17 protein-coding genes, 1 tRNA gene and 1 pseudogene are annotated in these 22,526 nt (G+C 68.4%); 9 read left to right on the top strand and 10 right to left on the bottom strand.

What is annotated here, in order from left to right; translation table 11 throughout:
- The first annotated feature begins 7 nt into the window (after positions 1-7).
- The 3 genes and pseudogenes from IE157_RS05770 (at position 8) to IE157_RS05780 (ending at position 2,812) form a co-directional block, all read left to right on the top strand.
- The gene (locus tag IE157_RS05770; RefSeq protein ID WP_098054543.1) at positions 8-1,192 is read left to right on the top strand and encodes a zinc-dependent alcohol dehydrogenase; all 1,185 of its coding nucleotides are present in this window, start codon (positions 8-10) and stop codon (positions 1,190-1,192) included.
- 49 nt (positions 1,193-1,241) lie between these two features.
- Positions 1,242-1,553: a membrane protein insertion efficiency factor YidD gene (gene yidD, locus IE157_RS05775; protein ID WP_231885405.1), complete on the top strand. Its 312-nt coding sequence runs from the start codon at positions 1,242-1,244 to the stop codon at positions 1,551-1,553.
- 296 nt (positions 1,554-1,849) lie between these two features.
- Positions 1,850-2,812 (top strand): annotated as a pseudogene (locus IE157_RS05780) (IS110 family transposase).
- Positions 2,813-3,028: 216 nt separating this feature from the next.
- Here the strand turns inward: IE157_RS05780 and IE157_RS05785 are convergent.
- A tRNA-His gene (locus tag IE157_RS05785) sits at positions 3,029-3,104 on the bottom strand.
- Between the two features lie 107 nt (positions 3,105-3,211).
- Positions 3,212-3,835, bottom strand: coding sequence for an oligoribonuclease (orn, locus tag IE157_RS05790; RefSeq protein ID WP_098054541.1), 624 nt, complete (start codon positions 3,833-3,835; stop codon positions 3,212-3,214).
- A 182-nt stretch (positions 3,836-4,017) separates the two neighbouring features.
- On the opposite strand from orn, the gene mptB reads away from it, so the two are divergent.
- Positions 4,018-5,586 (top strand): polyprenol phosphomannose-dependent alpha 1,6 mannosyltransferase MptB, encoded by a 1,569-nt coding sequence (mptB, locus tag IE157_RS05795; protein ID WP_193519416.1) that lies wholly within the window; start codon positions 4,018-4,020, stop codon positions 5,584-5,586.
- Between the two features lie 55 nt (positions 5,587-5,641).
- Here the strand turns inward: mptB and glnA are convergent, their stop codons facing one another.
- On the bottom strand, positions 5,642-7,066 hold the full coding sequence (glnA, locus tag IE157_RS05800) for a type I glutamate--ammonia ligase (protein ID WP_064845161.1): 1,425 nt from the start codon (positions 7,064-7,066) through the stop codon (positions 5,642-5,644).
- A 235-nt stretch (positions 7,067-7,301) separates the two neighbouring features.
- On the opposite strand from glnA, the gene IE157_RS05805 reads away from it, so the two are divergent.
- Positions 7,302-7,748: an RDD family protein gene (locus IE157_RS05805; RefSeq protein ID WP_193519417.1), complete on the top strand. Its 447-nt coding sequence runs from the start codon at positions 7,302-7,304 to the stop codon at positions 7,746-7,748.
- 35 nt (positions 7,749-7,783) lie between these two features.
- On the opposite strand, the gene IE157_RS05810 is transcribed toward IE157_RS05805, so the two are convergent.
- The 3 genes from IE157_RS05810 to lipB form a co-directional block, all read right to left on the bottom strand.
- The gene (locus tag IE157_RS05810) at positions 7,784-8,533 is read right to left on the bottom strand and encodes a DUF4191 domain-containing protein (protein WP_035961354.1); all 750 of its coding nucleotides are present in this window, start codon (positions 8,531-8,533) and stop codon (positions 7,784-7,786) included.
- Between the two features lie 174 nt (positions 8,534-8,707).
- Complete coding sequence (lipA, locus tag IE157_RS05815; RefSeq protein ID WP_064845171.1) at positions 8,708-9,715, bottom strand: lipoyl synthase; 1,008 nt, start codon at positions 9,713-9,715, stop codon at positions 8,708-8,710.
- 115 nt (positions 9,716-9,830) lie between these two features.
- Positions 9,831-10,568: a lipoyl(octanoyl) transferase LipB gene (gene lipB / locus IE157_RS05820; protein ID WP_064845172.1), complete on the bottom strand. Its 738-nt coding sequence runs from the start codon at positions 10,566-10,568 to the stop codon at positions 9,831-9,833.
- 74 nt (positions 10,569-10,642) lie between these two features.
- Between lipB and IE157_RS05825 the strand changes: the two genes are divergently transcribed.
- Entirely contained in the window at positions 10,643-12,601 is a 1,959-nt protein-coding gene (locus tag IE157_RS05825; RefSeq protein WP_193519418.1) for a serine/threonine protein kinase, read from the top strand.
- 118 nt (positions 12,602-12,719) lie between these two features.
- Here IE157_RS05825 and IE157_RS05830 read toward each other — a convergent pair whose 3' ends face one another.
- The 4 genes from IE157_RS05830 to IE157_RS05845 all read right to left on the bottom strand — a co-directional run bounded on the left by IE157_RS05830 (position 12,720) and on the right by IE157_RS05845 (position 18,214).
- Positions 12,720-13,070 (bottom strand): hypothetical protein, encoded by a 351-nt coding sequence (locus IE157_RS05830; protein WP_035961358.1) that lies wholly within the window; start codon positions 13,068-13,070, stop codon positions 12,720-12,722.
- Between the two features lie 124 nt (positions 13,071-13,194).
- A complete protein-coding gene (sucB, locus tag IE157_RS05835; RefSeq protein ID WP_193519419.1) occupies positions 13,195-15,033 on the bottom strand; it encodes a 2-oxoglutarate dehydrogenase, E2 component, dihydrolipoamide succinyltransferase in 1,839 nt (612 codons plus the stop codon).
- A gap of 119 nt (positions 15,034-15,152) precedes the next feature.
- Positions 15,153-16,520 carry a dihydrolipoyl dehydrogenase gene (gene lpdA, locus IE157_RS05840; protein ID WP_064845175.1) on the bottom strand — a complete coding sequence of 456 codons (1,368 nt, stop codon included), beginning with the start codon at positions 16,518-16,520 and terminating at the stop codon, positions 15,153-15,155.
- A gap of 170 nt (positions 16,521-16,690) precedes the next feature.
- Complete coding sequence (locus tag IE157_RS05845) at positions 16,691-18,214, bottom strand: leucyl aminopeptidase (RefSeq protein WP_064845176.1); 1,524 nt, start codon at positions 18,212-18,214, stop codon at positions 16,691-16,693.
- Positions 18,215-18,420: 206 nt separating this feature from the next.
- On the opposite strand from IE157_RS05845, the gene IE157_RS05850 reads away from it, so the two are divergent.
- The 3 genes from IE157_RS05850 (at position 18,421) to IE157_RS05860 (ending at position 22,344) form a co-directional block, all read left to right on the top strand.
- Positions 18,421-19,350: a proteasome assembly chaperone family protein gene (locus IE157_RS05850; RefSeq protein ID WP_193519420.1), complete on the top strand. Its 930-nt coding sequence runs from the start codon at positions 18,421-18,423 to the stop codon at positions 19,348-19,350.
- A 58-nt stretch (positions 19,351-19,408) separates the two neighbouring features.
- On the top strand, positions 19,409-20,704 hold the full coding sequence (locus tag IE157_RS05855) for an MFS transporter (protein WP_064845178.1): 1,296 nt from the start codon (positions 19,409-19,411) through the stop codon (positions 20,702-20,704).
- Between the two features lie 206 nt (positions 20,705-20,910).
- Positions 20,911-22,344, top strand: a complete 1,434-nt coding sequence (locus IE157_RS05860) for a DUF4192 family protein (protein WP_064845179.1) — start codon at positions 20,911-20,913, stop codon at positions 22,342-22,344.
- The last annotated feature ends 182 nt before the right edge of the window (positions 22,345-22,526 follow it).

Below are 22,526 nucleotides of genomic sequence, written 5' to 3' on the forward strand. Positions count from 1 at the left end.
TGGGTGAATGCGAGCGCTCACATGGCAAGGACTTGGCGACGTCCGGGTCGAAAACGTCCCCGATCCCGTTCTGCAGGATCCCACCGACGCCATCGTGCGGGTCACGTCCACCGCGATCTGCGGTTCGGACCTGCACCTCTACGGCGTGCTGGGCCCGTACCTGCAGAAGGACTACGTGATGGGTCACGAGTTCATGGGCATCGTGGAAGAAGTGGGACCGGAGGTCAGCAACCTCGCACCCGGTGACCGCGTGGTCGTCCCGTTCGTGATCGCGTGCGGTCACTGCTGGATGTGCGACCGCGGGCTGTACGCCGCGTGCGAGACCACCCAGGTCCGCGAGATGGGAACGGGCGCCGCGCTGTTCGGTTTCTCCTCCCTCTACGGGTCGGTCCCCGGGGGCCAGGCGGAAATGGTGCGCGTCCCGCACGCGGACTTCGGCCCCGTGAAACTGCCCAAGGACTTCGACGACGAGCGTTTCCTCTACCTCAGCGACATCCTGCCCACCGCGTGGCAGGGCGTGAAGTACGCGAACGTGGGGGAGGAGGACACCCTCGCGGTGCTGGGCCTCGGACCCGTGGGCCAGCTCGCGGTGCGTTCGGCCAAGCTGCAGGGCGTCAAGCGGATCATCGCCGTGGACCGTGTGGACGAGCGCCTCGCCCTGGCCAAGAGCTGGGGGATCGAGACCGTGGACATGCGTGAGGTGGACGAGGTCTCCGACACGCTCGTCGACATGACGGATGGGCGCGGCCCCGACGGCGTCCTGGATGCCGTGGGCATGGAAGCGCACGGCAACCCCATTGCGGAGAAGATCGTCGCCGGTGCGGCGCGACTGCCCAAGCCGCTCGGGCGCAAGGCCATCGAGACGGCCGGTATCGACCGGTTGGACGCGTTGCACACCGCGATCCACAGCGTGCGCCGCGCGGGCACGGTCTCGGTGTCGGGCGTGTACGGCGGAATGGCGGATCCCATGCCCATGATGGAGATGTTCGACAAGGGCATCAGCATGCGCATGGGCCAGTGCCACGTGCGCCACTGGACCGATGAGCTGCTGGAGATCGCGAGCCGCCCGGACGACGTCCTCGGCCTCGAGTCACTGGCCACCCACCACGTGTCCTTGGAGGACGCACCGGAGATGTACAAGATCTTCCAGGAGAAGAAGGACGGCTGCATCAAGGTGGTCCTCAAGCCATGACCCTGTGCACACCACGACCATGCTGATTGGATAGAGGAGCCTGTCGCCCTTGACTGACGTACTGCTTCGAGTAGCCACTGCACCCCGCCGTGGGGTCGATCGTCTCATCCGCGGATACCAGCGCCACCTCTCACCGCGTAAAGGATTCACGTGCGCGCACCTCGTGGCACGGGGCGGGCAGTCCTGCTCCGCGGCGGTGCGCGGCATCATTGCGCAGTACGGCGTGATCCGAGGGATCATCCCCACGATGCTCCGTTTCGCAGCCTGCTACCGGGCGGCACTCATGCTCGGCCCCGCGGGCCGCGGCGACGTGAGCGGAGTCTGCTGCTGCGGGCCCATCCCCATTCCGTTCCGGTTCTAAGCAAGATCGAGGAAGCCCCTCCCACCTCGCGGCGCGCTCGGAGGTAGGAGGGGCTTCGTGGTGCCCGCCAGTTACGTTGTGAGTACCCCCGATCGCCGGGCGTTTGGTGCTCGACCGGGTATGGCTTGTCTGCCCAGCCATCCATGGTCCGGGGGGGTGTTGCCGCCCGGTCGAGAGACACGCGTTGACCTCTCATAGGGACACGGCAGCTTCTCTGAGGTCTCTTCGTAACGTGGGTGCCGGCATCGGGTCTCAAGACTGCGACCAGCAGTGATGCGTTCAACGAGGACGACATCATGAACGCCAGATTCGCGGCCGTAATCGGCCTGGACGTGGGGAAGACCGGGCATCATGCCTGCGCGCTGGACCCCGACGGGAACAGGCTCTTCGACAAGCCCCTCCCGCAGGACGAGGCCCAGCCGCGCGACCTCTTCACACACCTGCAGGAGCACGGCGACGTGCTGATGGTCGTCGATCAGCCCAACACCATCGGAGCCCTGCCCATCGCAGTCGCTCGCGACGTCGGCTGCGCGGTGGCCTACCTACCCGGGTTGGCGATGCGAAAGGCCGCGGACCTCGCCCACGAGACCACCCGGGCACTGAACCGGATCCGGTCTCTGCCCACACAGATCCATCCCGCTGACCCGGAGGTGCTGGTCGATCGGATCTTCACGGCGTTCAGCGAGCAGACCGTGGTCGTTCCAGCGACCGCGGCCGTGGAGTTGGTGATCCCGAGGGTGGCCGGGCAGGTCAAGGAGCTGAAGGAACAACGCGCGACCGTAGCCCGGGAGGTCGAGGCTATGCTGGAGGACTTCTCTCTCGCCGGGGTCTTGATGAGCATGCCGGGGATCGGCATCAAGACCGCCGCCCAGATCCTCCTGGCCATCGGCGATGGCTCCGCATTCGAGACCGCAGGCCATCTCGCAGCCTACGCCGTCGTCGCGCCGGTCACGCGAAGATCAGGGACCTCGATCAGGAGTGAGTTCCCCGCCTGATCCGGCAACAAACGCCCGAAGAACGCGCTGTTCTACTCCGCGTGGGTCGCCTCGGACTCAGATCCGATCTCCAAGGCCTACTACGACCGGAAGCGCGCCGAGAGAAACCGACACCACGCCGCCGTCATCTGCCTCGCCCGCCGCCGCTGCAACGTCATCTACGCGATGCTCCGCAATGGCACCTACCCCCAGCCCCGAACCAACCACCCTCGCGGTTTGACTCAGAACATAGGAGCACCCCCGGCTGTGCTTTTACTGAGTTAGAACAGATATTCGCGCGCCAAGCTGCTTTTCCTCCACCGTGCATTTGGACGGCGGGCGCGGGCGGTCGGGGTGGCGGGGATGGCCGCAGCGGTGGGAGTGGTCAGGCCGGACGGGCCGCTGGGAAGCGGGCGGTCGAGGTCATGCAGGACTGACCCGCCAACGAGAACGAGGTGCGAACCCCGACCGGTACACCGATCGATGTTCGCACCTCGTGCATGGGGTGAGCGACGGGGGTTGAACCCGCGACCTCCTGGACCACAACCAGGCGCTCTGCCGACTGAGCTACGCCCACCATTGAACCCGTGGAAGAACCGTTCGATCCCTCCGGGCAACGACGACCACTATAGCGCACGCCCGGGCGGATTCCCGCATCGAGCGCCTGAACGCGTCAGGTCCCGGTCAGGAACCCGAGCGGGTCGGGGAGGCCTTGATGAGCGCGGCGATCTTGCGGGCGTCGTCGGAGGTGGGGCCGGGATCGCCGGGGAAGAGGATGTGGCGGTAGTATCGCAGCTCGTCGATCGAGTCCTCGATGTCGCCGAGCGCACGGTGATTGCCCGTCTTCTCGGGCGCCTGGAAGTACGCGCGCGGGTACCAGCGCCGCGCGAGCTCCTTGATCGTGGAGACGTCGATGACCCGGTAGTGCAGGTGATCCACGAGTTGCGGCATGTCCCGCGTGAGGAACGTCTTGTCCGTCCCCACGGAGTTACCACCCAGCGGCGCCTTGCCCGGTTCGGGGACCCATTTGCGGATGTAGTCCAGCACCGCGTCCTGCGCCTGCGCCATGTCCATGCCGTTCTCGAGCTCCGGCAGCAGCCCGGATGTCTCATGCATGTTCCGCACGAAAGAAGACATCTGATCCAGCGCGGCCTGCGGGGGTTTGATGACCACGTCCACGCCACTGCCCAGCACGTTGAGCTCGTCGTCGGTCACGAGCGCGGCCACCTCGATCAACGCGTCATCGGACAGGGACAGCCCCGTCATCTCGCAGTCGATCCACACTATTCTCCGGTTTGCAGTCGTCACGCCCTCCAATCTATCGCGTCGTGCGGGCACCCCCGCGACGCTGCCTCGCCCCGGGCATCCGGTTGGCGTACGACGTCGCACGGTAGGATCACCCCGACGCCGCCCCCGCGCACCGCGCGCCGCGGCGGACGATTCCCAGACCCCTCATCTGCGGCCACCGCGGAAGCACCGGGAGGCCCGTAGTGCGCATCACGTCCAGGACGGAACGTCACTCGACGCTCCCCGGAACCGGACGGGACGCAGCCCCGGGACGAGACGCGACGTCGTCGGCGTCATTGACCCGCACCGTGGTGATGGGCTCGCTGGGCTCGCTCATGCTACTGTTCGGCTCCCTGGGCGTGGGATGGCTCGCGAGCGTGTCCTCGCTGCGGCGCATCCCGCTGATCATGTGGATGCGCTTCGAGACCGTGGGCGTGGTGGTCTCGGTCGTGATGCTCGCCCTCGGAGCCATGCTCCTGGTGCGGCAGTGGCTGCGCCTGGGCCAGAAACTCAGACCGTGGGGACCGGAGAGCGCCCGCTGGGTGCTGATCTCGATCGCGGCGTGGGCGGCGCCCATGCTCGTGAGCATCCCGTTGTTCAGTCGGGATGTGTACTCGTACATCGGGCAAGGCCGCGTGATAGCGAACGGGTTGAACCCGTACGAGTCCGGGGTCTCCACGATCGACAACTTCTTCCAACTGGGCGCGGACCAGTTATGGGCGGAATCCCCGCCCCCGTACGGCCCGGTGTTCCTGTGGCTCGAACAGCTCGTGGTCCTCGTGACCGGTGCGGACCCGGACGCCTCCGTGCTGCTGTTTCGGGCCTTGTGCGTGGTGTCCGTGATCGCGTGCATGTGGGTCATCCCGCGCCTGGCCCGGCTGCACGGCGTCAATCCGCGGCGGACCATGTGGCTATCGGTGGCCAATCCGCTGTTCCTCACGAACTTCGTGGTGGCCGCCCACAACGACGCGATCATGCTGGCCCTGGCCCTGATCGGGACCTACGTGGCGGCAATGCACCGCAACTGGAAGGGTGGGATCGCGGGCACGACCCTCGTGACCCTGTCTGTGGCGATCAAGCCCATCACACTGATCTTCCTGCCGTTCGTGGGCCTGCTCTGGGCCGGGCGCGGTGCGTCGTGGCCGCGCCGGTTCGCGATCTGGGCCCTCACACTGGCCTACTCCGTGGCCTTGTTGGCGCTCATGGGATTCGTCAACGGCTTCGGTTTCGGGTGGGTCTCCGCGGTCTCCACACCGGGCACCGTGTACATCTGGTACGCGCCGATCGGACTGCTTGGGTTGTTCGCGCAGCTCGTGGGCAGCTCGTGGGGGTTCAACGGCTCCGCGTGGATGGACGCCGTGCACACGGCCGGGACGGTGCTCTCCGCCGCGGTGGTGGTCGTGCTGATGTTCGTGGGGCGGGATGCCAAACTGTTCCGCCGGCTCGCGTGGGCGCTCGCTGCGTTCGTGCTGCTGGCCCCCATCATCCAGGCATGGTACGTGGTGTGGCTCATCCCGTTGTTCGCAATCTCCGGGATCCGCGACGACTGGCAGGTGGACGTGCTGTTCTTTGTGACCGCGTTCTTCATGGTCTACGCCGTGGCGGACCAGCTGGACGTGTTCCCTTATCTGGACCTGAACCTCTTCGCGGCGCGGGTCATCGCCGCGCTCGTGGCCCTGACGTACGGCATCTACCTGTGGCTACTGGACCCGGCCACCCGACGTGTGGCGCGGCCCCCACGTGGCGAGCGGGCGACGTCGCCCGTGCTGTGACGCGAACGCGGCCCCGCTCACGAGGAGCGGGGCGGCGTTGGTGTGGAGCGGGGAATCAGACGCCGAAGTACATCTGGAACTCCAGCGGGTGGGGGACCACAGAGAGCGGCTTGAGCTCGACCTCACGCTTGTACTCGATCCAGGTCTCGATCAGGTCCTCAGTGAACACGTCACCGGCGAGCAGGAACTCGTGGTCCGCCTCAAGGGCCTCGAGCGCCTCCGACAGGGTGCCCGGGGCCTTCTTGATGTCCTTGGCCTCCTCCGGGGGCAGCTCGTAGAGGTCCTTGTCGATGGGGTCCGCCGGCTCGATGCGGTTGCGGATCCCGTCCAGCCCGGCCATCAGCTGCGCGGCGAACGCGAGGTACGGGTTGCACGAGGGGTCCGGCGCGCGGAACTCCAGGCGCTTGGCCTTGGGGTTGGTGCCCGTGATGGGGATCCGGATGCCCGCGGAGCGGTTGCCCTGCGAGTAGACCATGTTCACGGGGGCCTCGAAGCCCTTGACCAGGCGGCGGTAGGAGTTCACGGTGGGGTTGGTGAACGCGAGCACCGCGGAGGAGTGCTCCAGCAGGCCGCCGATGTACCAGCGCGCCACGTCCGACAGGCCTGCATAACCCTTCTCGTCGTAGAACAGCGGCTCCCCGCCCTTCCACAGCGACTGGTGGCAGTGCATCCCCGAGCCGTTGTCGTTGAAGACGGGCTTGGGCATGAACGTGACGGTCTTGCCGAACGAGTCCGCGGTGTTTTTGATCACGTACTTGAACTTGAGCAGGTCGTCCGCGGCGGCGGTCAGCGTGGAGAACTTGTAGTTGATCTCCGCCTGACCCGCGGCACCGACCTCGTGGTGGGAGCGCTCGACCTCAAGGCCCACCTCGTCCAGGGCCACGCACATGGCGTCGCGCAGGTCCGCCTGCTTGTCCACGGGGGACACGGGGAAGTAGCCGCCCTTCACGGGGGTCTTGTTCGCGAGGTTGCCGCCCTCTTCCTCACGGCCGCTGTTCCAGGAGGCTTCGTCCGAGTCGATCCGGTAGAAGGTGTGCTCGGGGGAGACCTGGAAGCGGGCGTCCTCGAAGACGAAGAACTCGGCTTCGGACGCGAAGTTCGCGGTGTCCGCGATACCGGTGGAGGCCAGGTACGCCTCGGCGCGCTCGGCTACACCGCGCGGGTCGCGGTGGTAGGGCTCGCCGGTGCGCGGGTTCACGATCGAGCACGTGACCACGAGCGTCTTCTCGAGCCGGAAGGGGTCCACGAACGCGGACTGGGGGTCCGGGATCAGCTGCATATCGGACTCGGCGATGCCCTGGAAACCACGGATGGAGGAACCGTCGAACAACTGCCCGTCCGTGAAGAAGTCCTCGTCCACCGCCTTGGCCGGGAGGTTGAAGTGCTGCTGCACACCGGGCATGTCCGTGAAACGCAGATCGACGAACATGACCTCTTCGTCCTTGAGGAACGCGAGCACTTCTTCGGCTGATTGGAACATGGACCTGTTCTCCTTCTGTGTGGGCGTCCGATCGAGGCCGCGGTGGCGGGGACCACCGCGGTCGTTCGGTTCTGATGTCCAGCGTAGGAACCTGGCGTTGCCCGTCCATGACACGAATGTTTCGTCCGTGTAACGCCCGGAGCGTGATGCACGGAGGGCTCGCCGACCGGTCAGTACGAGCCCCAGTCTACCGGCGGGTGCGCGAGCTCCCACGTCGGCCCGTTAGGGTGAAGTCATGATTTCTCGCCAGGACATGGGCGCGTGGCTCGACGGCGCCCCCCAGGGAAGCCAGCCGTACCCCGGTCGTCGTCTGGGTCGTCCCGCTGAGGGGCCGGGCTCGATCGCTCGCTTCCCTGCGCGCCTGGTGGCCCTGGTGATTGACTGGGTGCTTGCGGTGGTTCTCGCGGGGCTGTTCCTGGCGCAGTGGAACGGGTCGGGGCTGATGAACCTCGCGGTGTTCTTCGTGATCAGCGTGCTCATGGTCGGGTTCTTCGGGCGCACCCCGGGGCACTGGATCATGGGGTTGCAGGTCCAGACGATGAAGGGCCGCCCCGCCGGTTTCGGCAGAGCGGCCCTTCGCACGCTGCTGTTGTGTCTGGTGATCCCCGCGCTGATCGCGGACGAGGACCAACGGGGTCTGCACGATCGCGCGGTCGACACCGTCCTGGTGCGCGTGCGCTGATCAGCCGGATCGCCCCACGGCGCGTGGGCGCTGGTTCAGCGACCGCGCATGGACTTACGATCTGGGCGCGCACGCATGGGATCCACGCCCTTGGGGATCGGCAGCTTGTTCTGCAGGGTGTTCATTCGGCGGTGGACCACCTGAACTTCTTGCTTGGTGAGCTTGTTCTCCAGGCGCTTCATCTCCTTGGTGAGCTTGCTCAGGGGGATCTGGTTCTCGCCGTTGCCGGACTTGAGCACGTGGATGGGGACGTTCTGGATCACCGGGCCGATGCGGCGGCGTTCCTTCTTCACGAGCTTGTCCACGCGGTTGACCGGGCCCTCGGTGATGAACACGACACCGGGGCGGCCCACGGCGCGGAACAACAGGTCCTTGGACTTGGGATCCATCGCGGCGGGTTCCTCCTCCACGATCCACCCGCGTTTGAGGGTGGACAGCGCGGCCCCCGCGGCACCGGGTTGTCCCTCAATGCGCGAGAATGCGGCTTTCTCGGCCCGCCGTGACAGCAGGATCACGGCGGCGAGCACCGCGAACGGGATGCCGATGAGCAACCACGTGATCCAGTTGCCGAGTAGCACACCGATGAGCAGGAACACGAGCAGCACGCCTAGGCCGAGCAGGATCATCCACCACAGGATGTTCGGCTCGCGCTCGCGAGTCATCTGGAAGACCTGCTTCATCTGCGCGAAGATGCCCGGGCCCTTGGCGGCCTTGCGCTGGCGCTTCTCCTCGCGCTTACGGTCGCGTTCGGCGGCCTTGGCCTTGGTGGACGTGGCTGGTGACACAGTTCTTCCTCGCACTCGCTGACACAGGGGATCTCCGCCATTCTATCCGCTGAGGCCCGACGACGCGGCGTCTCGTCCGTAGGGAAGCCCTCCCGGGTGCCGCGCGGCGCTCGGAACGGACGACGCCGCCCGGAAGCGGGCGGCGTCGTCCGCGGAGCGGTGTTGACGCGGGCGTCAGCCCAGGCGGGCCAACAGGGAGGAGGCTTCCTGGCTCGCGGAACCCGAGTCGTCGATGTGGGACAGGTGCTCGGGGATCTCGCGGCCCATCTTTTTCATGGCGCGTGCCCACAGCTTGCCGGCGCGGTAGCTGGAACGCACCATGGGCCCAGCCATCACGCCCAGGAAGCCGATCTCCTCGGCCTGCTTGGACAGCTCCACGAAGGTTTCCGGCTTCACCCAGCGGTCGATCGGGTGGAACGTGGGGCCGGGGCGCAGGTACTGGGTGAGGGTGATGATGTCGCAGCCGGCGTCGTGCAGGTCGCACAGCGCCTCGTAGACCTCGTCGTCGGTCTCGCCCATGCCGAGGATCAGGTTGGACTTCACGATCATCCCGTTCTCCTTGCCCTGGGTCAGGACGTCCAGGGACCGTTCGTACGCGAACGCGGGACGAATCTGGCGGAAGATGCGGGGGACGGTCTCCAGGTTGTGCGCGAAGACCTCGGGCTGGGCGTCGATGACCTGCTGCAGGGCGTCCGGCTGACCCTTGAAGTCGGGGATCAGGATCTCCACACCCGTGCTCGGGTTCAGGGCGTGGATCGCGCGAATGGTCTCGGCGTTGAGCCATGCGCCGCCGTCCGCGAGGTCGTCACGGGCCACCGAGGTCACGGTCGCGTAGCGCAGTCCCAGGTCACGCACGGACTCGGCGACCTTGCGAGGCTCGGCGACGTCCACCATGCCCGGCTTGCCCGTGGCGATGTCGCAGAAGTCGCAGCGGCGCGTGCACGTGTCCCCGCCGATCAGGAACGTGGCCTCACGGTCCTCCCAGCACTCGTAGATGTTGGGACACCCTGCTTCCTCGCACACCGTGTGCAGCCCGCGACCCCGGGCCATGGACTTCAGTTCCGTGAACTGGGGTCCCATCTTGGCGGTGTTCTTCAACCACGAGGGCTTCTTCTCGATGGGCACCTCGGCGTTGCGTGCCTCGACGCGCAGCAGTTTGCGGCCTTCGGGGGCGATGGTCATGAGTACTCCTCGCTGGTGGCGCTGGCGGGGCCCGGTCCACGCGGATGAGCGGGTCGGGCCGTTCTCAGGGGTCTGTTCTCGACGATCCGCGATTCGTGCGGTGGCTGTGGCCCGGTCAGGACACCGCGGTGGGTGTGGCGTCCCTCGCTCGGGAGTCACCCGTGTGCGGCAGTCGCACGGGCGGTGCCGGGACATCGGGTTCGAAGGCGACGCACAGGTCCGCCTCACGGGCCGCGAGTTCCTGCTCCATACGCTGCACAACGTCCGCCGGGTCGATCCGATTCCCGGTCTCCTGGCTGATCGAGGTCACGCCAGCGTCCGTGATCCCGCACGGGATGATCTTGCCGAACGGGCGCAGGTCGTTCGAGCAGTTCAAGGCGAAACCATGCATCGTCGCACGCTTGGAGACCTGCACGCCGATCGCCGAGATCTTGCGATCGGGGCCCCGCTCGTCCGCGAGCACCCACGCGCCGGACCGGCCCTCCACGGTGGTCGCGGGCACGCCGAAGTCACGGACCACGGCGATGATGACCTCTTCCAGGACACGCACGAAGCGCACCACGTCCAAGGGGATCGGCAAGCGCACGATGGGATACCCCACGAGCATCCCGGGGCCGTGGTAGGTCAGTTTCCCGCCCCGGCCGATCGGGACCACGTCCGTGCCGTCCCACGGGTACTCGTGCTTCTCAGTGCGGCGCCCGGCGGTGTAGACGGGTTCGTGTTCCACCATCAGCACCGTGTTGCCGCGGGTTCCGGCCACGACCTCGCCGTGGACCTCCCGCTGCAGGTCCAAGCACTCGCGGTAGTTCACGAAGTCCGGTGCCAGACCGATGCGTTCGAAGTGCAGAGCCATTCCGCCAGCCTATCCCTTCCGCCCGTCTGTGGATAACGCGAGCGGGCCGCCGTGTTTCCCGGCACAGTGGGGTCATGAACGCAGAGCAGGAACCGGAGCAGCTCGAGGCACCGTCCAGGACCCGTGACGCGTCCGCGCCGTCGCGTGGGCACAGCGCGCGGGACCGCGTGCGGGCCGTGCGCGCGGGTGAGCGGCGTCGTCACGGTCTCGAGGGACACGACGACGCCGCGGCGTCCCCGGGTGCGGCCCCCTCCGCTAGTGCGGTATCCGCCGGCCATTCGGTACCCGCCCACCGTGTGCAGCCCGCCGACCGTGCGGAGTCGCCCGAGTCGATGAGCGATCCGGCCGCCGAGACGGTCGAGCGCGACGGTCTCGAACTCGTGGAGAAGCTCGGGGAGGGCGGTGGGTCCCGCACGTGGCTGGCCCGGGAACGCACGACCCATGAGAAGTACACCGTCACGTTCGTCGTGACCGAGGACCGCGAACACCGGCGGGCCGGCGAGGAGCAGATCGCCGCCCTCGTCGAGGCATGGGCGGAGTCACCGCATCCCGAGCTCGTGAGCGTGCGCGCGACCCTCGGCGGGGACGGCGCATCCCGGGCGCTCGTGGCGGACCACGTCCGCGGCCAGACCCTTGAGGACACCGTGCGCGACCGGGGACGGCTGCGGCCTGAGGACACCGCGCCGGTTCTCACGGCGGTCGCTCGTGCGCTTTCGCACCTGCACGAGCGCAGCTGGGTGCACGGGGACCTCGCGGCGCATCACGTCCTCCTCACGCCGGACGGGCGCGCGCTCGTGGACGGCTACGGCGTTCCCGCGGGCAGCTCTGTGGGGCCCGTGCCATGGGGTGTCGCGGATCGGCCCGCGCACCCCGGGGTGGCGCTCGGCCCCGCGGAGGATGCATACACCGCGGTGCAGGACGTGCATGCCCTGGGCGTGCTGGGGTGGCTCGCGCTCACGGGCCGCCACCCCGGCCCCGAGTCGCACCGGGTGCCGTTGACGCTCATGTGTCCCGCCGCGCCGCGTCACCTCGTGCTGATGCTCGAAGCCGCCCTGGCTGACGACCCCGCCGCGCGCCCCTCCGCGCAGGAACTCGCCGCAGGTTTCTCGGCCTCCGCACCGCGGAGCAAACCGGTCGGCCGGCCACCCGAACGCATGACCCCGGAGGTCATCCGCGCGGACGGCACCGTGGTGCGGCCCCGCCGCCTCATGCCCCTGCGCCCCGTTCCCCGTCGGCTCGTTCCCCCGCGTCGGATTCGGATGAGTCCGGGCGGCGTCGCCGTGGCCGGGGTGGACACGTCCGTGCGGCGCAGGGCGTGGCTCGCGGCCGCCGGAGTCCTGGGTGCAGCGGCCCTGGCGTGGGGATTCCTCGCGTGGGAAGGTGGCGGGCCCGTCGCCAGGCCCGCCGAATCCGGTGCGACGTCGGCAGCCGGGGTGGGGACGGCGTCGTCGCCCCCGGATGCGACCGCCGGGACACCCTCCGGAACGAGCTCGCAGTCCCCTGGGGCGACCCCCGTGCCGGACGCTGCGGGGGCGTCCAGGGAAGCCACCGAGCGATCGGCCACCGCGCCAGGAGAGACCATGCAGGACAAGGATGGTGAGGCGCGAAGGGCCGTTGAAGGCCTCGTGTCCGCCCGCGCGGCGGCGCTCGCGGCCGGGGACGAGACGGCCGTCGCGGAAGTGTACGTCGCGGATTCGGGACTCGCTGCGCGGGATCGGGACCTGATCCGGCGCGCGAAGGCCCAGGACACCTCGGGATCGGGATTAACGGCCTTGTCCGGTGTGAGCATGGACGTCGTCCGGTTGACCGAACAGCGGCCCCGCGCCGGGTCGGGTCTCACGCCCGCCGAGGCGGCCCGCACTCGCACCTACGACGCCGAGGTCCGGACGCGGGGCTGGCACGGCGAGTTACCCACGGGCTCCCACGTGACCCGACAGGGGGGCGAGGCCCTGCAGACCCTGCGGATCTCGGTGACCCACACCCCGCGGGGGTGGCGGCTCGCCGACGTCACACCGGTCGAGGCCGCTCCGTGAGAGTCAGCCCATGACGGCCCCCGCGCAACGCGAAGCCCCTGTGCCGTCGCGATCCCAAGGGAACGCGCGGCACCGGGGCGTGCGGTGGGAACGGGGGACGTTCAGGGAAGCGGGTGGCTCACCAGAACACGGCGACGGCGGCATTGATCACGGCCAGACCGCCGACCGCGTGGGCCAGCCCGGTGGACACGGGCTCACCGCGCTTGGTCTTGCGCATCCCGATGAACGCCGCGACGGCCACGACGAGCAGGATGATCAGCTTGACGCCGATCTTCATGTGGTTGACCGCGAAACCGTCCTGCATCTCGCGGAAGACCACCATGACCAAACCGGTCAGCAGCATCACGATCGCGGCCCAGAACTGACCGGACGTGACGGTGGGGCGCTTCATGGTGAATAGCCACGTGCCGATGATGACGGCTAGACCGAGGAAGTGGAGGAACAACATCAGGCTGAAGAGGAAAGACATGATTCGAGCCTATCGGAGCCCCGTCACACGAAACCGCCGGGATGCGTCCTGAGTGATCCAGAACACATCCCGGCGGCCGGGATATCAACCGAACGGTTGACCGCGGTGGGTCACGGGGCAACCCTTACAGGCCGACCTCCGACTCGAACTGACCCGCTTCCAGGCGCTTCTTGAGCGTGCCCAGGAACCGGCCGGCGTCCGCGCCGTCCACGAGACGGTGGTCGTAGGTCAGGGACAAGTAGCACATGTGGCGGATGGCGATGGTGTCGTTGCCGTCCGCGTCCGTGAGCACCATGGGGCGCTTGACGATCGTGCCCGTGCCCAAGATGGCGACCTGCGGCTGGTTGATGATGGGCGTGTCGAACAGGGCACCGAAGGAACCGATGTTCGTGATGGTGAAGGTCCCACCGGTCAGCTGATCCGGGGAGATGGAACCGTCCTTGGCGGCGGCACCCACTTCCGCGATCTGCTTGGCCAGACCACCCAGGTTCAGGTCACCGGCGTTCTTGACGACCGGCACAAGCAACCCGCGGGGGGTGTCCACCGCGATCGCGATGTCCTCGGAGGCGTTGTAGACGATCTCCTTGGACTCTTCCTTGAACGTAGCGTTGAGCACGGGGTGCGCCTGCAATGCTTCGGCCACGGCCTTGGCGAAGAACGGCATGAACGTGAGCTTGGCGCCCTCGCGCTTCTGGAACTGGTCCTTGGCCTTCTGACGCAGCTGGGCCACGCGGGTCATGTCCACCTCGGTCACCTGCGTGAGCTGGGCGGAGACGTCCAGGGACTCGCGCATGCGCTTGGCGATGGTCATCCGGATGCGGGGGGCCTTCTCTGTGGTGCCGCGCTTGGCGTCCGGCGCGGGGGCGGAGGCCGGCTGGGCCTCGGAGCCCTGGCGGGACACGGCCGGTGCCATGTTGGCGCCGGTGTCCTGGACCTGGGGAGCCTCGGACTGCTTGGCGGCCTCCTCCGCGGCGGCGAGCACGTCCTGCTTGCGGATGCGCCCACCCACACCCGTGCCGGTGATCGTGGACAGGTCCACGTCCTTCTCACGGGCCAGCTTGCGCACTAGCGGGGTCACGTAGCCGGGGACGTCCTTGGTGCCGGAGTCCGAGGACTTGGCACCGGAATCGGAGGACGCACCGGACTCGGACTGCTTGGCGGGAGTGGGCTTCTCCTCGGAGCCGGAGCTCTTCTGGGGAGCCTTGGCCTCGGCGGCCTGTTCGGTGTTCTCACCGGAATCGGCTTCGGTCGCGGCGTCCTCGATCTGCTCGGCCCTGGTCTCACCCGACTCGTCGGAGGAACCGTTATCGGAGTCGGAGTCACCGGAGCCGGCGGCGGACTCGTCGCCCACGATCGCCAGGACCTGGCCGACCTCGGCGTCCTCGTCCTCCTGGACCTTGATCTCCAGCAGGGTCCCGGCCACGGGGGAGGGGACCTCGGTGTCGACCTTGTCGGTGGAAACCTCCAGCAGGGGCTCGTCGACCTCGATCTGCTCGCCGACCTCCTTGAGCCAGCGGGTCACGGTGCCCTCGGTCACGGACTCACCCAGCGCGGGCAGGGTGACCTCCACGGAGTTGCCCGAGGACTGCTTGGTGTCGGCCTTGGGGGCCTGCTCGGTCTCGGTCTCCGCGGCCTGTTCGGTGTTCTCACCGGAATCGGCTTCGGTCGCGGCGTCCTCGACCTCCTCGGCGGAAGCGTCCGAGGAGTCATCGGAACCCGAACCGGAGCCGTCACCGATGACGACCAGCGGGGCACCGACCTCCACGTCCTCGTCCTCGTCGACCAGGATCTTCTCGACGACGCCGGCCACGGGGGAGGGGACCTCGGTGTCGACCTTGTCGGTGGAGACCTCGAGTAAGGGCTCGTCCACGGCCACCTCGTCGCCCACCTGCTTCAACCAGCGGGTCACGGTTCCTTCGGTGACAGACTCGCCCAGCGCGGGCAGGTTAACGGTTTCAGACATTGTGTCGTCCGTCCCTCTCTAAAGATCGGAAAATGTGCAACGTGTCCCGGGTCCGTGCGGTCCCGGGGTGGTGAGGGGCCGGGTGCCCACCCCGTGGGGCGGGCACCCGGTGCAGTGGATCAGCCGTGCAGCGGAGTGCCGGCCAATGCCATCGCTGCCTCACCGATGGCCTCGTTCTGGGTCGGGTGGGCGTGGACGAATGCCGCCACGTCCTCGGGGTAGGCCTCCCAGTTCACCATGAGCTGGCCTTCACCGATCTGCTCACTGATGCGGGTCCCGATCGCGTGGAACCCCACGATGGGTCCGTCCTTCTCGCGCACCAGCTTGATGATGCCGCCGGTGCCCAGGATGGAGCTCTTGCCGTTGCCAGCGAGGTTGTACTCGAAGGTCTCCACGTTGTCCTTGCCGAACTTCTCCTCCGCCTTGGGCTGGGAGTAGCCCACGGAGGCGATCTCGGGCTCGGTGAACGTGACCTTGGGGACGTTGATGTCCGGGACCACCACGGGGTTGAGCCCGGCGATCTCCTCGGCCACGAAGCGGCCCTGCTGGTAGCCGCGGTGGGCGAGCTGCACGCCGGGGACGATGTCACCGATCGCGTAGATGTTGGCCACGCCCGTGTGCAGGCGCTCGTCGGGGGTCACGAAACCGCGGTCCATGGGGATGCCCTGGTCCTCGAAGCCCATGCCCTCGGTGTTGGGGCCGCGGCCCACGGCCACCAGCACGATCTCGGCCTCGAATTCCTTGCCGTCCGCGAGGGTGACCTTGGCGCCGTCGTCGTTCTGCTCGACCTTCTCGAAGAACGTGCCCAGGTTGTACTTGATGCCGCGCTTCTTGAACTCGCGCTCAGCGATCTTCACGATGGCCGGGTCCTCGTTGGCCACGAGGTGGGGCAGACCCTCGATCACGGTCACGTCCACGCCGAAGGAGCGCCACATGGAGGCGAACTCGCAGCCGATCACGCCGCCGCCCAGCACGATCGCGGACTTGGGCACGAAGTCGATCTCGAGGGCCTCGGTGGAGGTCATCACGCGGCCGCCGATCTCGATGCCCAGGGTCTTGGAGAAGGAACCAGTGGCCAGGATGATGTGCTCACCCGTGTAGGTGGTGCCGTCCACGTCGATGGTGTTGGGGCCGGTGAGCTTGCCGTTGCCCTGGATCACGTCCACCTTGCGCATCTTCATGAGCCCGGTGAGACCCTTGTACTTGCCCTGCACGACCTTGTTCTTGTACTCGCGTACGGCCGCCATGTCGATGGACTCGAGGGAGGCCTTGATGCCGTACTTCTCCGACTCCCGGGCGCCTTCGGCGAGTTCGGCCGAGTGCAGGTACGCCTTGGTGGGGATGCAACCCCAGTGCAGGCATGTACCTCCCAGCTTCTCCTTCTCGATCAGCGCCACGCTGTAACCCAGCTGCACCGCGCGCAGTGCGGCGGAGTACCCGGCGGATCCTCCGCCCAGGACCAGAATGTCGTATTGGTTGTCGGCCACGTTGGCTCCCTCGGGGTTCGAGTTCTTGGTTTCTGATGCCCGCCCGGGTCCCGATCCTGGGTGTGTGTGGGGCGGTCACGGTTGGGGTCCAGCCTAACGCCACCCCGGGGGGCTCACCAGACATTGCATCCCGGTGGACCCCCGCAGCGTGGCGCACGACCGGGGAAAACCTACTCGGCGAGGTCCTGGGCCACCGCGAGCATGGTGCGCACCCCGAAGCCGGTCCCCTCCTTGGGTGTGTACCCCCAGGGCTGCGACTCGTTGAAGGAGGGGCCCGCGATGTCGATGTGCGCCCACGGGATCCGCCGGCCACGCTGCTCGGGGACGAACTCCCGCAGGAACAGCCCGGCCACGAGCATCCCGCCGTACTTGTCGCCCATGTTCTTCAGGTCCGCCACGAACGAGTCGAGGGACGGACGCAGGTGCTCGGGCAGCGGCATGGGCCACGCGGATTCGCCCGCGCGGGAAGCGGCGCGCACGACACGTTCGCGAGCGGCGTCGTCGCCCATGATGCCCGCGGTACGCACGCCGAGCGCGGCCATCTGCGCGCCCGTCAGGGTCGCGATGTCCAGCAACAGGTCCGGGTTCTCCTGGCCCGCGGCCCACAGCCCGTCCGCGAGCACCAGGCGGCCCTCGGCGTCCGTGTTCAACACCTCCACGGTGTGACCGCTGAACATGCTCAACACGTCACCCGGACGGGTCGCGGAGCCGGAGGGCAGGTTTTCGGCGAGGCACAGCCAGCCCGTCACGGTCACGGGCAACTGGAGCGCAGCGGCCGCGAGGACGGTGCTGAGCACCGCGGCGGCACCGGCCATGTCCGACTTCATGGTCATCATCGAGGCCGGCGGCTTCAACGACAGGCCGCCGGAGTCGAACGTAATGCCCTTGCCCACGAGCGCCACGTGCTTCTTGGCGCGGGCCGGGGACCACTGCAGCTTGACCAGGCGCGGCCCGTTCACGGAGCCCCGCCCCACGCCCAGCAGGCCGCCGTAACCGCCGCGGGTCAGTTCCTTCTCGGCGAGCACCTCGACCGAGACCTTCGTGCCCTTCGCGGCGGTGGTCGCCACGGCCGCGACGAACTCGGGGGTCGCGGTGTCGGGGGAGAGGTCCACGAGGGTGCGCGTCAGGCGCACGGCGCGCGCCACCTGGGCGGCCCGGATGACGGCGTCCTTCGCGGTCTTGCCGAGGTTCTTGGGTACGACCACGGTCGCCGCGCTCAGCGGAACGTCGGCCTCGGAGGCCGTGCGGGACTTCTGCGTGACGTAGTTGAACGCGCCCAGCCCGATCCCCTCGGCCACGGCCTGGACCTCGGTCTCGGAGGCCACGGGCAGCGCGAACACGGCGGTTTCGGCCGCCCCGCGCAGGGTCCGCGCCGCAGCACCGGCCGCTTGGCGCAGGTTCTCGCCACGCTCGTCGTCCTCACCACGGCCCAGTCCCGTGAACACGACGGACCGCGCGTCCACCTCGTCCGGGGCGGGCACCACGAGCACGCGGTCGAGCCCGCCGGAGACCCGGGCCCGTTCGGCGAGCTCCGTCAGACGACGCCGCACGCCCGCCTTGACGTCGCTCGGTACCGCGAGCTCGCCGTCGTGGCGTACCCCCAGCACGAGGGCGTCTGCGGAGGTGCCCAGGGGCTTGGTGCTGCTCTCGAGGCGTACCTCGTGGGTGGCCAGGATGTCCTGCGGAGTGGTCACTGTCGTGTCCTTTCACGGGTGGCTGACGACGATGCGGCGCGGTACGGATGGCCGCGGCGTGCGCGGCGTTCGTGTGGCGCGCACGACTCCGATCCTAGCCAGCACAGCCCCGGGGAAGCGGGGAATAGGCGGGGTCGCTCCGGGCGTTCCCTTCTCACGAGCGTCGGCGCCCCTGTGCCGCGCCCATGATTCGACGAGGAGGAAGTGTGCTGGATCCCACGGCCCTGTATCTGGGGAATCCCGCGTTGCTGGGAGACGAGCGATTGCGTGGGCTGCCCATGATCGTGGCGCTGTCCGGATACGTGGAGGCCGGCCACCTGGCCGGTCAGATCGAGGCCGTCATCCTCGACTCCATGCCGAGCGAGACCGTGGTCCGTTTCGACCTGGACCAGCTCTACGACTACCGCTCCCGGCGCCCCCACGTGAAGTTCTCGGAGGACCACTTCGAGGACTTCGAGGCGCCCGAGCTGAACCTGCATGTGGTCACCGACGGGCTGGATCGGCACTTCTTGTTGCTCACAGGACCCGAGCCGGACACCCAGTGGGAGCGGTTCAGCTCCGCCGTGGTGGGGCTCGCGCAACGACTGCGGGTGAGTCTCGTGGCGCTCGTGGGAGGGATCCCCATGCCCGTGCCGCACACGCGGCCCATCCTGGTGACCGCCCATGGTCCGCGTGCGGATCTGCTGCCCCGGATCGACGGCAACAAGCCCACGTTCGAGGTCAGCGCATCCGCCTCGCACCTGCTCGAACTGCGATTGCAGGAGGGTGGGATCGATCACGTGGGGTTGTCCGTGCACGTGCCGCAGTACCTCGCGGAGTCCTACCTTCCGCAGGCGGCCGTCGCGGCCCTCGAGTATCTCAGTGCCGTGACCGGGCGCACTCTGCCCACGGACGAGTTACGGGAGGCCTCCCGGGACGTGATCCGTCAGATCGACGCGCAGGCGAACTCCTCGCCCGAGGTCCAGGCTGTCATCCAGAACATGGAACGGCGATACGATGACGTGGTGGACGCGTCCGCCCGTCGTTCGATTCTCGCCGGGCCCGACGACGCCGACCTGCCCGACGCCGACGACCTCGGTGCCGCCGCGGAGGCGTTCCTGGCCGCGCAGAGCGACCCGGAGGACCACCGAGAGTAGGGCCCCGCACCCGGTATGCACGGGCCTCCGTCGCCGAGCCCGTAGGAGGCCCATCCGCATGCCCGAACCGGTTGCACCCCGTCCGTCCCGGTACAAGGACTCACCCACCGCATGGTTGATTTTCGCGGTGGGTGTTTTCGCGTACTTCTCCGCGGTCGCGCAGCGCACGAGTTTCGGCGTGGCCACGGTGGAGGCCGCCGACCGGTTCCAGACCGCGGCCTCGGGGCTGTCCCTGTTCTCCATGATGCAGGTGCTCGTCTATGCGGCACTACAGGTGCCCGTGGGGGTGCTCGTGGACCGGTTCGGCCCGCGCATCCTCATCACCGTGGGGGCCGTGGCCATGGCGGCGGGACAACTGCAATTGGCCGCGGCGCAGTCCGTGGCCGAGGGCGTGGTGGGTCGCATCCTCGTGGGCGCCGGCGACGCCGCCACGTTCGTGTGCGTCATGCGCTTGCTCCCCGTGTGGTTCTCCGCGCTGAAGGTACCCATGCTCACCCAGGTCGTGGGCATGACGGGCAACCTGGGCCAGCTCTTCTCCGTGATCCCGTTCGCGGCGTTGCTCCACGTGGTCGGCTGGGTGCCGTCCTTCGCGGTCATGGCGGCGATCGCCCTGCTCGCCGCGGTGCTCTCCGGCCTGTTCCTGCGCAGCAACCCGCCGGGCGCGCGTGAGCTCAACGACGCGATCTCCTTGGCGACCGTGCGCACCTCCATGGGGCAGGCCATCAAGGAACCGGGGACCCAGCTGGGCTTCTGGGTCCACTTCACCGTGCAGTTCGTGGGCAACACGTTCGCCCTCATGTGGGCGTACCCGTACCTGCAGAACGCACAGGGGCTGGACCCCACGCAGGCCTCCGCCGTGATGACCGTGTACGTGGTGTTCAACGTGGCGGTGGCGCCGGTGATCGGCAAACTCAGTGCGCGCTTCGCGCGCCGGCGCTCCACACTGTCCCTGGCATGCGTGCTCGTGAGCTGGGCCGGGTGGACGGCACTGCTCGTCTGGCCGGGCCACGCCCCCGCCGTGGTCGTCTACGTGGCCGTGTGCATGATCGCTCTGTCCCTGCCCGCGTCCATGCTGGCGTTCGACATCGTGCGCTCCTTCAACCCGCCGCAGCGCAACGGCACCGCCACGGGACTCGCCAACGTGGGCGGGTTCGCGGCGTCCCTGCTCGCGATCTACGTCACGGGGCTCGTGCTCGACCTGCTGTTCGGCGCCGGGATCACACCCACGCTGTACGACGCCGATGCGTTCCGTCCCGCGATCGCCGCCCAGGCTCTCGTGGCCCTCGTGGGCACGGTCGCGATCCTTCGCTGCACACGCAAGGTGCGCCGGGTGCACGGCCCCGATTCCGTCTGACCCCTGGGTGAGTGGGAACCCGCGCCGCGCGTCCCATTACGGCTCCGGCTCGCCACGCCCTACCGCTCCACCGCCGACGGCACCCCACTTCGTCCACCGCGGCAAGCGCCCTCCACAGCACCGCCCCGGGGTGTGTCGGGAGCGAGCTCGTGCACATGCGCGCGGACCGACCCCACCGAGGGGCGTCCGGTCGCCAGGGTGGCGTCATGACCATTTCCCATGAAGCCGCCGACACCGTTCGCATCCGCAGCACCGAGGACCTCCTCGCGCTGATCCCTCATCAGGTGGGTCGCCAGCCCCGTAACACCTCGGTGCTGTTCTTCCCCGTGGCCGACAGCAGCGCCCTGTGCCTGAGCATGAACTCACCCACCGTGGAGACCGATCCGTACGAGCTCGGTGCGGAGCTCGCCGAGGTCCTCGCGCGTGTGCGTCACTGCGGGGAGGTGGTCGTGACGGTGTACTCGGACCAGGCCCTCGAGGGCGGGATGGATCGCGAGGCCGTGGCCGCGGCCCGGTGGGAGTGCGCCGTGGAACGGGCGGGACTCACCGTGTTACGCGCCCTCGTGGTGGGTCCGCAGCACTGGTGGGACCTCGCGGAACCGGACCGGGCGTTGCCCGTCGAGCTGATCCGGGACAGCGCGGTCAACGCCCAGATGATCGCACTGGGTAGCGCTGCCGAACCGGATGCGCCCGAGCACCATCCGCGGTGGCGGCACCGGTTCGCCCGGAGGGCACAGCATGTCACGCGTGCGTGGGAGCGACTGCGCACGGACGACGGCGATTCCGCACCTGCGCGGACCACGGTGCCGGGTCCGACGCCGCCCACCATCGACCCCGATCCGCGGCATCCGTTGACGGCGTGGCACCGCGCGGTGCGTTGCGTCCAGGCGGACAGGCAGCACTGGGTGGATGCCGTCCTGGGTCTGTCGGACGGACATCTCGCGCTGCTGATCGAGGGGGTGCACGACGACCTCGTCAGGGACGCGCTGCTGTACGCGTGGTTGAGCGGGAGCACCGCTCGGGCCGCGGCGGCGCTCGCAGGGTTGCGGGCCGCCATGGTGCGACTGGGCGGCGGCATCGCGGGGTCCGAGCCCTCGCAGGACGAGATCGACGAGGCCCTGCGCTGCGTGGTCGCGGTGGCCGGGGAATGGGACGGCCCGCCGGACTGGGACACCCTGGACGGTGCGTACCGGGTGTTGCAGGTGCTGGACGGGATCCTGGGTGCGGGGCGCGACCCGCTCGCCGACCCCACCGAGATCGTGGCGGGCTCGCGGGAGTCGTTGGGTCCTCGAGATTTGTCGGATTCCCGGGAGACGTCGGGTGACCGAGAGCCGTCAAGTGACCCAAACCCCTCGAGTGACCGGCAACCCTTGACCGCGGCTGCCGCGAGCGTCGTGGCCACCTTGGCGCAGCTCGAGGTGTACCGGGGTCGCGCCCACACGGCGTCGCGGTTGCTCGCACGCTGCGCGAACCGGGAGGGTGCCGCGGGGTCCGAACGATCCGCGATGCCCGGCCGTTCCGCGGCGGCCGACGTGGCGCACCGGTTGCGGCACCAGCCCACGCCGTGGTGGTGCGTGGACCGGCGTACCGCGTGGCCAGGCCGGGGCGTGTGGGAACGCGGTGCCTCGGACCAGGGGTGATGGGGGCACATCGCTAGAGGTAACGGGGGCGGGCGAAATTTTTTCATGGTGTGCGGGAACAAACTGCGAAGGGTCGGTGTTAGGGCGAATAAGGCCCTCAGAGTCTCGGCGGGACCCCGTGTCACCACGCCGGACTTGACAGGGTCATAGGTGTGTTGGCCGCTGATGCGGTGCGCACCCGT

Source organism: Kocuria marina (genome assembly GCA_014652975.1).
In the GTDB taxonomy this organism is placed as follows: domain Bacteria; phylum Actinomycetota; class Actinomycetes; order Actinomycetales; family Micrococcaceae; genus Kocuria; species Kocuria marina.